This window comes from Aliiroseovarius pelagivivens (assembly GCF_900302485.1).
GTDB lineage: Bacteria > Pseudomonadota > Alphaproteobacteria > Rhodobacterales > Rhodobacteraceae > Aliiroseovarius > Aliiroseovarius pelagivivens.
Genome location: NZ_OMOI01000001.1, coordinates 700,878 through 713,587, shown reverse-complemented (window position 1 = coordinate 713,587; position 12,710 = coordinate 700,878). Strand labels below are relative to the sequence as shown.

10 protein-coding genes and 1 tRNA gene are annotated in these 12,710 nt (G+C 57.2%); 2 read left to right on the top strand and 9 right to left on the bottom strand.

All coding sequences use genetic code 11. The annotated features are described in order from the left end of the window. Positions 1-90: 90 nt before the first annotated feature. The 3 genes from terL to ALP8811_RS03520 are packed head-to-tail and all read right to left on the bottom strand — an operon-like array spanning position 91 to position 3,219. On the bottom strand, positions 91-1,509 hold the full coding sequence (terL, locus tag ALP8811_RS03530; protein ID WP_181363680.1) for a phage terminase large subunit: 1,419 nt from the start codon (positions 1,507-1,509) through the stop codon (positions 91-93). Beyond that, positions 1,499-1,906, bottom strand: a complete 408-nt coding sequence (locus tag ALP8811_RS03525; RefSeq protein WP_108855792.1) for a DUF5681 domain-containing protein — start codon at positions 1,904-1,906, stop codon at positions 1,499-1,501. Before ALP8811_RS03525 ends, terL begins: the two co-directional genes overlap by 11 nt. Then, the gene (locus ALP8811_RS03520) at positions 1,903-3,219 is read right to left on the bottom strand and encodes a site-specific DNA-methyltransferase (RefSeq protein WP_108855791.1); all 1,317 of its coding nucleotides are present in this window, start codon (positions 3,217-3,219) and stop codon (positions 1,903-1,905) included. Before ALP8811_RS03520 ends, ALP8811_RS03525 begins: the two co-directional genes overlap by 4 nt. 561 nt (positions 3,220-3,780) lie before the next feature. On the opposite strand from ALP8811_RS03520, the gene ALP8811_RS03515 reads away from it, so the two are divergent. Both ALP8811_RS03515 and ALP8811_RS03510 read left to right on the top strand, forming a co-directional pair. Further along, complete coding sequence (locus tag ALP8811_RS03515) at positions 3,781-4,191, top strand: DUF2924 domain-containing protein (RefSeq protein ID WP_108855790.1); 411 nt, start codon at positions 3,781-3,783, stop codon at positions 4,189-4,191. Next, positions 4,188-5,873, top strand: a complete 1,686-nt coding sequence (locus tag ALP8811_RS03510) for a recombinase family protein (RefSeq protein WP_108855789.1) — start codon at positions 4,188-4,190, stop codon at positions 5,871-5,873. The genes ALP8811_RS03515 and ALP8811_RS03510 overlap by 4 nt, the downstream gene beginning before the upstream one ends. A gap of 360 nt (positions 5,874-6,233) precedes the next feature. Here ALP8811_RS03510 and ALP8811_RS03505 read toward each other — a convergent pair. The 6 genes from ALP8811_RS03505 to ALP8811_RS03480 all read right to left on the bottom strand — a co-directional run bounded on the left by ALP8811_RS03505 (position 6,234) and on the right by ALP8811_RS03480 (position 12,595). Beyond that, positions 6,234-6,308: transfer RNA gene (locus tag ALP8811_RS03505), tRNA-Gln, on the bottom strand. A gap of 141 nt (positions 6,309-6,449) precedes the next feature. Beyond that, on the bottom strand, positions 6,450-7,892 hold the full coding sequence (locus ALP8811_RS03500; RefSeq protein WP_108855788.1) for a phosphomannomutase/phosphoglucomutase: 1,443 nt from the start codon (positions 7,890-7,892) through the stop codon (positions 6,450-6,452). 2 nt (positions 7,893-7,894) lie between these two features. Further along, the gene (kdsA, locus tag ALP8811_RS03495; RefSeq protein ID WP_108855787.1) at positions 7,895-8,737 is read right to left on the bottom strand and encodes a 3-deoxy-8-phosphooctulonate synthase; all 843 of its coding nucleotides are present in this window, start codon (positions 8,735-8,737) and stop codon (positions 7,895-7,897) included. A gap of 1 nt (position 8,738) precedes the next feature. Continuing rightward, on the bottom strand, positions 8,739-10,451 hold the full coding sequence (locus ALP8811_RS03490) for a KpsE/RkpR family capsule polysaccharide export protein (protein WP_108855786.1): 1,713 nt from the start codon (positions 10,449-10,451) through the stop codon (positions 8,739-8,741). Next, positions 10,429-11,088 carry an ABC transporter ATP-binding protein gene (locus ALP8811_RS03485; RefSeq protein WP_108855785.1) on the bottom strand — a complete coding sequence of 220 codons (660 nt, stop codon included), beginning with the start codon at positions 11,086-11,088 and terminating at the stop codon, positions 10,429-10,431. The genes ALP8811_RS03490 and ALP8811_RS03485 overlap by 23 nt, the downstream gene beginning before the upstream one ends. A 208-nt stretch (positions 11,089-11,296) precedes the next feature. Then, a complete protein-coding gene (locus ALP8811_RS03480; protein ID WP_108855784.1) occupies positions 11,297-12,595 on the bottom strand; it encodes a Na+/H+ antiporter NhaA in 1,299 nt (432 codons plus the stop codon). Between the last annotated feature and the right edge of the window lie 115 nt (positions 12,596-12,710).

Here is a 12,710-nt window from a genome sequence, read left to right as displayed (position 1 = left end):
CGTACTTCGGCAGCTTTGTCCCGCATAGCGGTCCTCGGCACAATTTGCAGCGAAGGTCCGCTTCCCGCCCTAACCAACCAGCCCCCTCCTTCACAACTTAAACCTGACGTATCCCGATTTATGCTTCGGTCTGTCATGCCAGTTGAGGAACTGCGAGAGGCTGTCGACCTGATCGTCGTGCTTTCCATTTGGAAACAGGAGAAGCTCGCGTCGGAAGTCGGCCAACCAAGGGGCATCTTGGGGGATCGCAATACGTCCCCCTTCGATCATCGGGGTCACCGCCAAAAGACGGGTTGCTTTGTCATCTTTGGGAATGATGCCTTTGACCTTTAGACCGGTGTTTTGCTTGAGATCCTGGATCAGATGAATGCCGGATCCCGCTTCTTCAATCAGGATCAGGTTAGCACGCACTCTGCGCCCATCTTCTTCGATGCGCCGTCGTAGCGCCGGAAACTCGAGCTTCGCGCGATAGACATGCAGAAGCCAAGCGTCGTTACCTCTGACCTGCCAGGTCGTACAGACCGAGTAGTCATTGGCCTCAGCAGCCTTGCTGGCCGTATCCCAGCTCTGCACGATCTGATCCCCGGGCACCCTATCGGGCGGCGTGTCATAGGTCTTGAACCAATCCCACTTTACCAAGCCGCCGCCCAGCGGCGCAGGACGTTGTTGGTATTGCGCCGCGAAGACATAGGAGCCCAACTCGTCGCGACGGCGATCCAACAGGTCACGTGGCAACCGCTCCGCGTGGAGAAGATCCCCCAGCTCACGTTGAATGCAGCGCCCTTGGGTCAGAGCGATCTCAACAGGGTCCTCCGCGATCGCCTGCAGATCGAGATGCTCCCATCCGCCCTGTTCCAGCAGCATTCCCGCCAGATCTGCCTCATGAACACGTTGCTGGATCAAAACGATCGGCCCGTTCTTTGGATCATTCAATCGGCTCAACAGCGTCGAGCGATACCAGTCCAGAACCGTCGTGCGCTTTGCCTCCGACCCCATATCCTCAGGCTTGTGGGGATCGTCGATCAGAATGATATCCCCACCGCGCCCGGTGATCGTCCCCCCGACCGAGGTCGAGAAGCGACCACCCCCTCGCGAGGTCTCAAAGTCGCTGCGCGCAGTTCGACTGCGGGCAATCCGTGTCGCCGGAAAGCAGGACTTGTACCAGGGCGCGTCCAGTACCTTAAGACAATCCAGTGCTAGCTTGTCGGACAGACCTTCCGCATAGGACACCGCAAGGATCCGTTTTTGCGGATCTCGCCCCAAGAGCCAGGCTGGGAACGCCACCGAGGCCGCAATCGACTTCAGGGATCTGGGCGGCATCGTGATGATGAGCCGGGTGATCTCTCCCCGCTCCACCCGCTCAAGCTGATGCGCAATCGCGTCGATATGCCAATTGTGATGGTAGGTGCTGCCCGGATCCACTGTAGCAAAGACACGTTGAATAAAGCTCGAGAGGTCATCGCGCATCAGCGCATTGAACACACGGATGAGGTCCAGATCATTCGCCATCGCTCTGACCCTCCGCGCTTGAGGCAACGGCGTGCACATTCACAAAGCGCTCCAGAATATCCACTTCATCGCTAGACAGGTGGCGCTCCTTGTTTTGCGCCTCTTTATCCGCAGATCGTTCGTCCGCCATCGACAGCAACCGATCCAGAGCACGGATCTCTCCATTCAGGGCTTTCTCACGCAGGCGCATTAGAGCCGCCTGCTGTGCCGAGACCTTTCTGGGCTTCCCGTTCTCATTCACCGTCATCTTCGCCTTCAGAACCTCATCGAGGTCAGTGGCGAAGTTCCGGCTTCCCTTGGGGCGCCCCTTCGCATTGCCGGATTGCCCTTTCTTGAAACGGGTGGATTTGGGGGGCTTACCGTAGCCGATCTCGTAATCGTCGCGATCCTTACTCATTGGGCCACCTCCGCGTCATTCGACTGTTCGAGCGAATAGAGCGTGGCCTTGTCAGTCGCGCGAAGCGGCTGCTGCCCAGTCTCATCACGCCAGCGGCGTAGGATCACATCCACATAAGCTGGATCAATCTCGAGCCCATAGGCGATGCGTCCGCATCGCTCTGCCGCAATGAGAGTGGAGCCGGATCCCAGGAAGGGGTCCAACACAATCTCACCGCGTTTGGAGACATCAAGGATGGCGTCTTTCACCATCTCCACGGGCTTTGCCGTCGGATGCGCCTGTAGCTCCTCCATCCGGCCATTTCGGAAGGTGTTCACACCGGCATAGGTCCAGAGATTGGTGCGATTGCGACCGAACCGGCCCAACTGCACATTGTTGCGATGAGACGCCCTGCCTTTTCGAAAGACGAAGACCAACTCGTGCTGCGACCGATAGAGGGATCCCATGCCCCCATTGGTCTTGGCCCAGACACACATGTTCAGCCAGTCATCAAAAGCTGACAATCCGGCTGATCTGATCTCGCCAATATGACGCCAATCCATGCAGGCAAACCAGACAGCCCCCTCCTGGCTGTGAACGGCGCAATATGTGAGTGTGTCTCTTAGAAAGGTTTCAAAGGCGTCTTCGCTCATTTCGCCTGACGCTTCCACGAACTCACGATGCTGGACCTTGCCACTGCCACATACATGGCCCGAGATCGGGACATTGTAAGGTGGGTCGGTAAAACCGACATGCGCCTGTGCCCTACCCATCAATCTGTCATAGTCATCCCCATTGCGCGCATCGCCGCATAGGACGCGATGTTGCCCGAGCAGCCACAGATCCCCGTGCTGGCAGATGGATGGGGCTGCGGCGTCGGGTTCAGGCGCAACTTCCTCTGGCGGCGTCTCATCATTCGCACCCTCGATGATCAGATCGATTTCCGGAACTTCAAAGCCGGTGATTTCCAAGTCGAAGGCTAGGTCCATCTCCGAGAGGTCTGCCAGTTCCGAGGCCAACAGCTCCATGTTCCAACCGGCATTGAGCGCGATCTTATTGTCCGCCAGCATCAAGGCGCGTTTCTCGGGATCGCTGAGATGGGCAACTCTGATCGCTGGCAACTCCGCCAGCCCCAGCTTTTTGGCGGCCTCCAGTCGACCGTGTCCAGCGATGATGCCACCGGCTTCATCGATCAGTAGCGGATTGGTAAAACCGAAGGCCTGAATGCTATCGACGATCTGCTGGATTTGCCTCTGGTCATGCGTACGCGCATTGCGCGGGGAGGGTATGAGGGTGTCGATGTCAACGACAGCGTAATGGTGAACATGCTCCATATCGGAGTTCCTTATTCTGGACATTCAGAGCACGTGAATGACATGCGCCCCGAAGCGTTTGACTAGATTTGAAAGATTGTAGACAGGCAGCATCCGCTGCCTCGTCTTACTGGCTTAGACATCTCGTCTTCGTCAGTTCGCCTCGGACATCTCATCCGGACTTGCCATCCCGGCCGTGCGACCATCCACCCATAATGGTGATGGACATCTCCTCATCCGAGGCCCTTCTGCCACAACCCTCCCGGTCGGGGACTTTTGCTAGGGGCAGGGTGTGCATCTCGCACCAACACCTGCTAGCCTAGCCTCAACAGGTGTTATTCCCATGCGCACACAATCTCACATCTGTCGGCGAGTGCAAAGCGATTTCTTGGCAGATATCCCCCACCACCCCCATCGCACTACCATATGTTGTGTCGCACCTTTCCGCGCCACCGCTGTTCGCAATCCGGATATTCCACTGGACTGTGCGCCCCAACCACGCATCACTGGTCTCACGCCCGACAAGATCGGGCGCTCCTCGGTAGCGGCTGACAGCCGCAATCAGACCCAAGGAGATCCATCATGCCCCTTCCCAAGATCGACACGCTGCCCGCGCTTGATCGACGTCGTTTGGAACAAGTCTGGCGGGAGGTGGTGGGAACACCCGCTCCCACCCGCATGAGCCAGAACCTCATGCGGCGCGTCATCGCCTTTGAGATTCAGGCCCTCGCACAGGGCGGCTTGTCTAAATCGCTGCTCAAGTCGGTCACAGCAGCGGCCACGCCAGCCTCTAAGCCCACGCCTCGCGTTAAACCGGGCGGGCGTTTGCTGCGCGAATGGAATGGCACAACCCATGTGGTGGATGTGGTAGAGGGTGGGTTCATCTGGAACGGCCAGACATATCGTTCCCTCTCGGCCATCGCGCGCGCCATTACCGGAGCACATTGGTCCGGGCCTCGCTTCTTTGGGTTCACCAAGGGGCTGGGCAAATGAACTCATCCCGCAAGACCCGCTGCGCCATCTACACGCGCAAATCCTCGGAAGACGGGTTGGAGCAGGAGTTCAATTCTCTTGATGCACAACATGAAGCCTGTGCGGCCTATATTGCTAGCCAGAAGCATGAGGGTTGGAAGCTCCTTAAGACCCGTTACGACGATGGCGGCAAGTCTGGCGGCACATTGGAGCGCCCTGCCCTACAACAGCTATTGCATGATATCGATGCAGGCCGCATCGCCATGGTGGTGGTCTATAAGATCGACAGGCTTACCCGGTCACTTGCAGACTTCGCCAAGCTGGTAGAGCGGCTAGAAGAGGTGAACTGTTCCTTTGTCTCGGTCACGCAGGCCTTCAACACCTCATCCTCCATGGGGCGGCTCACCCTGAACGTACTCCTCTCTTTTGCCCAGTTTGAACGCGAGGTCACAGCCGAGCGCATTCGCGACAAGATTGCCGCCTCGAAGAAGAAAGGGCTGTGGATGGGAGGTGTCCCGCCACTTGGCTATGATCCGCATCCAGACAAGATGCGTCGAGAGCTGGTGTTAAACGAAGGTGAGGCCGTCACCGTGCAGCGCCTATTTGTCCTCTATGAAGAGCTTGGCTGTCTTAGTGCTGTGACACGTCAGGCCGAACAGGAGGGATTGCGCTCAAAGCACCATGTCTTCGCGAGCGGAAGAGAACAGGGCAGTTGCCCACTCAGTCGCGGGCAGATCCATCACATCCTCTGCAACCCGATTTATAATGGCATGATCCGGCACAAACAGAAGATTTGGCCCGGGCTTCATGAGGCCATTATTGAGCGGGAACAATGGGAGCGGGTGCAAGAAGGACTACAGTCCGCGGCCGCCAAACGGCGTGGCGTGCACACCGCCAAAACACGATTGGGCGACTCACATATGAGTGCCCCGCTGCTTGGCACGTTCCGAGACAAGACAGGAGATATCCTGACGCCCTCCCACACAACAAAGCAGGGCAGGATCCATCGGTACTACCTCTCAAACAGGTTGCTCTCTAAGGGCACCGATCCGGCCGGATGGCGCTTGCCCGCAAAACCCTTCGAGAACGCGGTGGTTCAGGCCATCTGCCAGCATCTCTCCCAGGCGGCACAACGCCATGAGCTGCTAGTCGTTCCCGATGTCATTGCATCAGGCCGGGCGCAATCTGCTGCGGAAGCGTTTATTGCCAAGGTGCAGTCTGAGGGGCTGGGCAGCAGCGCTCACATCATCAAGGAAGGGACAGTTTCCCATGAGCAGCTGCAGATCGAACTTTGCTTGGAAGCATTATCCGAAGTGCTGGACGTTTCTCCAAAGGACATTCAGCCCTCTTTGCGTCAGATCACGGTGCCCTTCGTCTGCCGTCGGCGCGGGGTCGAGATGAAGATCATCGCCGGGGAGCGCGAACCAGTCCCTGACCCAACGCTCAAGCGTGCGCTGCACAATGCCCACATCTGGACAGATCAGCTCAAGGCAGGCGAGACACTAAAACAAGTCGCGGCACATGTCGGAAAGACGGAGAGCTATATTCGGCGGATCACACCGCTAGCCTTTCTCTCGCCCCGCATTCAAACCGCCATTATGGAAGGCATCCAACCTGTGGAACTGACCTTGGAGATTCTGGTCAGAACGTCCCTACCCCTTGATTGGAGCGCGCAGGAAAAACTGCTCGGGTTTGCAAAGTAGCCGTTCCCTGATCCCCTCTAATCGTTCCCTGTTTTCTGAAACGGTTTCCCTGTTATCGCGATTAATTTCCCTGTTCCATTGAGTAGGGAAAACGCTCTCTAAGCGCCTGTTTTAATGCGGGAATAACGGCACTTAATCAGCCAAATCCGGTCGAAAACGCAAAAATTCCCTGTAAATTCCCTGTTATCAGGGAAATCACAGCAATCCGCACCGCCGCAATTGCGCGCCTGAGACTTTAGGGGAATGTCGAGGAAGTTCGTCCGGGAAATGCGTCTCAGGGAAAAACCCAACGCCGCAACGCACGGAAATCGCGCGATGAATTCGCAAGAAACGCGTGACGGGATTTGAGACGGGAATGATTGGCTGGGGTGGTAGGATTCGAACCTACGGTACACTGTACCAAAAACAGTTGCCTTACCACTTGGCTACACCCCAACCGTGCGCGATTAATTAGACAAAGCCGATACGGGGTGCAACCCCAAAAATTTCGGTTCTTGCAGGAATTTCGGTGGGCCAACAACTTGCGCAAACACTCTGGAACCACCCCTATCTTATGAGCGGATGAACAGCGCTGCTTTAGAGGCGTTGATCATAGGGACCGATCTCAGGCGCACTGCGTATAATCTTGTCGAAATCCTTAAATATCCGCTTCAAATCAGCTTCACTGACCAGGCTCTCGCAGACCACAACCAGATTTGGAGTGTTTGAAGACGCGCGCACCAACGCCCAGCTTCCGTCCTCCAGTTGCACCCGCGCTCCGTTCACTGTCAGAACATCCATGACCCTACGCCCAGCCATGCTCTGCCCTGCCGTTTTCATCGCGAGGAATACGCCTGTCAGCCTGTCCACCACCTGATACTTCACCACGTCATCGCAGTGTGGAGACATAGTGGGCGAGATCCAGCTTTGTCCCAGCCCGGCAATTTCGCCCTTCAAGGGGCGCGCGTCAGGCAGGGTCAACGCACGACACAGTTCGACGGCGACGCGCAAACCACAATCATAACCACGCCCTATGGGAGGCGCGAGAAAGTGATGCCCGGATTTTTCGAACGCGGCCAATCCGCCAGTATCACGCAGGCGGCGTTTCATGTGGCTGTGTCCGGTTATCCAATATTCGACCTGAGCCCCTGCCGCCTTCAGCACCGGATCCGTGGCAAATAACGCCGTAGATTTAACATCGGCCAGAAAACGGGCGCCGCGATGCTTTTTCGCCAGCGCACGGGCTAGAAACAGCCCAAGCTTGTCGGACGAAATCGCCTGCCCTTGTCCATCGACGACACCACAGCGATCCCCGTCACCATCGAAGCCAAACGCCAGATCGGCACCGGTTTCCTGAACCGCTCGCGCCATGTCGCGCTGCATTTCCATGGCCTCGGGATTTGGATTGTAGTTGGGAAAGCTATGATCCAGATCACAATGGAGTTCGATCACATCAACGCCGATCCGCCGAAGAAGATCAGGCGCAAATACCCCTGCAGTTCCATTCCCTGTGGCCACCACTGCACGCAGCGGGCGTGGCAGCGGACCGGCCTGTGACAGATCATCCAGATAGGCTTCTTGAACGCCAAGCACCTGTTCCGCACGCCCATGCGGACGCGTTTCCCCGCCACCTTGCTCCACAAGTTCCTGCAGCTCCCGAATATCTTCGGGACCATGGGTGCATGGGCGATCAAATCCCATTTTCACGCCAGTCCAGCCATTGGGATTGTGGCTGGCGGTCACCATGGCAACCGCAGGAGAATCCAGATGAAACTGGGCGAAATAGGCTGTAGGCGACAGGCACAAGCCGATGTCCAGCACATGCGCGCCCGAGGTAACCAACCCCGACACCAGCGCGTCCTTCACCCGGGGCGCATAGCTTCTGTAGTCATGCCCAACGACGATCCGGCGGCCTAAGTCACGGCGTAGAAGCTGCGTGCCAAGCGCCAATCCAAGAGCACTCACCCCTTCTAGGTCGATCTGATCCGGATAGCGCCAGCGCACATCGTATTCGCGAAAACCTGAAGGACAGATGCGCATGGTCAGGTCGCCCGATCCCCCAAGGGCCGCGCCTTGGCTACGGCATCTAGCGCCGCCAAGTCCGCCAGCAATGCGGGCATCTGGTCGATCAGGATCATGTTTGGGCCGTCCGAAGGCGCGTTGTCAGGATCCTGATGGGTTTCAATGAAGACGCCTGCCACTCCGACCGCCACCGCCGCCCGCGCCAGCACCGGAGCATAGACCCGCTGCCCCCCCGAGGACGCACCTTGCCCCCCCGGCATTTGCACGGCATGGGTCGCATCCATGATCACCGGGTGCCCAAGTTCGGCCATCTGCGGCAATCCCCGCATATCGGTGATGAGTGTGTTGTAGCCAAAGCTGGTGCCCCGTTCCGTCAGCAAGATCTGCGAACTGCCAGCTGAAATCAGTTTGTCCGCCACGTGAGCCATATCCCACGGCGCCAGAAACTGACCCTTCTTAACGTTCACAGGCTTTCCAGTTTCTGCAGCAGCCGTCAGCAAATCCGTCTGGCGGCACAGAAAAGCGGGGATCTGCAGCGCATCGACGACCCCAGCCACCGTGGCACACTGGTCTGGTGAATGCACATCTGTGATGACCGGCACACCAATTTCAGACTTTACCGCCGCCAACATATCAAGCCCGGCTTCAAGCCCCGGGCCGCGCTTGCCACCTGCAGACGTTCGATTTGCCTTGTCGAAGGAGGCTTTAAAGACAAAGCCCACCCCAGCGTCAGCGCAAGCTTGTTTCAGACGGTCAGCCAGAAACAACGCATGTTCACGTGTTTCCAGCTGGCAGGGACCAGCGATCACCGACAAGGGAAGGTGATTGCCAAATCGTACTGGGCCAATAGCTACGTCGTTCATATCAGGACGAGATCTGTTCACGCAGGATTGTCGCGGTCAGTGACAGCATCAAATAGATACCCGAGAAGATCAGGAACGCCAGAAGCGTGTTTTCAAACGCCTTTGGATAGGTTGGCTGATCCGGCGCCACGGGGCTAACATTGGTCGATAAATAGCGGGTCTGCTTGTTGGCCTCGATACGGGCAACTTCGAGCTGTTGCAGAGCTTGCTGCATCAAAAGCGTCCGCGTTTCGAGGTTGGTCTGCGCGATCCGTAGCTGCCCGCTGATCGATGCCAAAGAGCCGTTTTCACCGCCTGTATCGGTCAGCTTCCCGCGCAGTTCAGCAATCAGAGTTTCAAGCCGTGTGATGTCGCCCTGCACACCATCCACGCGGGCCTGGTTCGGGGACGCGTTATCCAGCAGCTGATCCAGCCGCAACCGTTTGTCCTGCAGTTGAAGTTCAAACGTGTTGATCTGCGACATCAGGGACGAAGCATCCGAGGTCGCATCGAACACGCCCACATCTTCCTGCAGCTTCAAAACGCGGTCCTGTGCGGCCAACATCTCAAGCTCAGCATCTTCATAGCTGTCCAGAGCGCCTTGCATCTGGTCTTCGCGCTTGCGCTGGGTCAGCTTGTCCACACGCTCTTCCGCGTAAGCAATCAGCGATTTCGAGTACTGTTCGCTCACCTCCGGCGAAGCTGCGATCACCTCCATCTTGATGATGCCTTCGGTCGGATCGAAGCCGATCTTCACCCGTTTCCGGTAGACCTTATAGGCGGCCTCATTGCTCGCATCCGGATCAAGCCTTTGAACGACATCAATCGAGGGGTCATTGAAATGCGCCTTGAAACCCACATCGCCGTCCAGCCGCAACATTGCCTCGCGAGAGGTCAGATAGCCCTGCACGCCGATGCTGTCCTGACTTGAAGCAAGGCCTGTCCCCGCAAACAGTCCAGCTGCAGCGCTGCCTCCGGCCCCGTCGGCCTGCTGGATCACAAATTCGGACTTGGTCGCGTACATCGGGGTGGCAACGTTGAAATAGTAGTAACCAGCCACGATGGACGGCAACACAACGAAAAAAGCCAGACGCAGAAGCAGCATCCGCAAATTGCGGCGGCGACGGCGTGCGATGTCACGCTGAATGTCCATGACCGAGCGCGCACGCTGGGCCGCGTCAATAACGCCGGGTCCGGGGCCTTCAGGCGGCACAGCCGGTTGTGGCAGATTGGCAGCCCTTCGATCGCCCTCTGCTTCCACCAGCTCAAGCATATTTGCCCGCTTGAACGGGTCAATCCCAGCCCGCCGCAAGCGATAGACCGCTTCCTGATCGCTCTCTGCATGAATGCCGTGTTTTTGTGCGACGCGCCGTGCCATGCGCAGCTGTCGCCCAGTCAGCCCTTCCTTGCGCACCTTATCAACCTCGGCGGTTTCGTCGGCTGCCGGCGGATTGGCGTTGCGTTGAACCCTGACCTTTGGCCGACCCCCAGCAGAAGGCAGACCATCCTCTTGCGGTTCGGCAGCCATTTCCTCTAACGGGTTCATGGCAGGCTTCTGCGCACTGGCGGCGTTCTCATCAGTCTTTGCTTTGCGTGTCACAGCCTGCTCGGTCTGGTCCGGCACATTATCATCCCGATCTTGCGGTACCTGCCCCGCGCGAGCCTGCCCTGTCTCCGATACAGACCCGGAGCCACGGCGGATGCGATATCGGTTAGCCTTGGGTTTGATAGTCATAGAGCTGTTTCGCTTCTTCCAAAGTCTCGAACTGGTAAAACTGGCCATTGGTCAGGACGGCGGCCGAACTGCATAATTTTTCCAATGTCTTCGCTTGATGAGATACCACGATCACCGTGGCGTTTTTCAGACGATCCTGCAACACCGTCCCCGCTCGGCGGTTGAACTCGGCATCGGTTGTGTGCGGCATGCCCTCGTCGATCAGATAGATATCAAATTCCATCGCCAGTAAAAGCGAGAAGGTGAACCGCGCTCGCATACCAGCACTGTAGGTGGCGATCGGAAAGTCATAGTATTCTTCGAGATTACAAAGCCAACGGGTGAACGCTTCAAGGTAATCCGGATCAAGTCCATAGAGCCGCGCAATGTGCCGGGCATTGTCACGGGCAGACAGCTTGTTCACAACACCGCCCATAAATCCCAGTGGAAACGAGATCCTGCAGCCGCGTACAATCTCACCTTCGTCCGGCTTTTCCAGCCCAGCCATCATGTTGATCAGCGTGGTCTTTCCTGTGCCATTCGGAGCAAGGATGCCAAGCGAGTTGCCAAGCTCGACCCGAAACGACGCCTGGTCCAAAATGACCTTGCGCTGTTTCCCGGTCCAGAAGGACTTGCTGACATTCCTGAATTCGAGCATTCGCGCTCCGGTATCTGAAGTGGTCCCACTACTCTTAGGCCGACTTTCTTAACTAAGAGCTATAGGTCGCCATTTCGGCGAAAATATGTCGGTTTCCCGTAAGATCTAGCGCGTATCGCTAAGGAAAAAAGGGGAAAGCGCCAGAAAATCTGACGCTTTCTTTGGGTATCGACCGACTAGACTTGCGGCCGCATATCTTGGTTTTGGGTCAGCCGTGCTGTTTTTCCACGCGCAAAAGCTTGCCTGCGATGAAGGACAGAGCCACGGCCCCGAAGCTGAACAGCGCGCCCATCTTGGCGGCGTCCTGAACCGGACCCGCCGGGAAAGCGACCGAGGCCACGAACAACGAAACGGTAAAGCCGATGGCGGCCACAAAGCCGATTACGATCAGATCAACCAATCGCATGCCCGCAGGAAGGCCTAAGCGCATTGGCCCAACCGCGATCCATCCCATGATGAAGACCCCAATAGGTTTGCCGATGATCAGACCGGCAAGCACCAGCCAAGTCGCTTCACCAATCGCCCCGAACTCGACGCCCGCATTCAGCAGGCCAAAGAAGAACAGTACGATGTCTACCGGGATGGCCAGCGAGTGCTCCATCTGGTTCAGTGTATCGGTCAAGTATTTCTCGGCCTCTGCGAAGATGCCGAAGGCACGGTCTGCGTGCGGAATGGCCGGGATCACCGGAAGTAGGCCCAGCGCCGGGTGAATGCCCGCCTGCGCAAAACCATACCAGCTGAGGCAGCCCGCGATGGCATAGGGGATCCAACCCAGTCTTTTGCGCACGAAAGTCGAATACCGACGCAGCTGGTCGCCACGGTCCTTGCGGCGCGGCAGCCAGTTGAACAACACGAACACCATGACCGAGGCCGCGACAGAAAGAAGCAACCATTCCGGTGCGAGCTCGCCCGAGGGATAGAAAATCGCCAGAATAATCAGGCCCGCTGCATCGTCGGCAATGGCCAAAAGCAGCAAGAAGCGCACGGCGGGGTGGCCGGCACCAAAGACCAGACGCCCGACCAAATAGCTGAAAGCAATGTCGGTGGCCGTTGGAATGGCCCAACCGCGCGACACGGCATCGAAGGTGCTGGAGCCCAAGAAATAGGCAATTCCCAGATAGACCGCGATCGGACCCAGCATACCACCAGCGGTGGCGACCAGAGGCGTCGCAGCCTTCTTTCCGCGCAGGCTTCCGTTTTTCAGGATGACAGCTTCCCAGACCTCTTTGCCTGCAATGGCAAAGAACAAGGCCATCAGCACATCATTGATGAGGTAATGGAATGTAAGTACTTTTTCGACATCACCATACTCAAAATGGTGCGACGCCTCGCCATACGCCTTTTCCCAGTACCCGATATCAATGCCGATCCAACCGTTAAACCAAAGCGGATACTCGACAAAATGGTGATAGGAGTGGGGATCAACATTTGCCCAAACCAACGCAATCAAAGCACCGCTAATCAGAAGAATCGAATAAGTGGTGATGAAATTCCACACACGATACATGGCTATCCCCGTAGTTCTGTTCTTGTAAACAGATCGCGTCCCGGCGATGAGACCAGAACGCGATCGTTTCTTGTTACAATTGGAAATAATGCAATCCGTGTCAAACAACAACAGG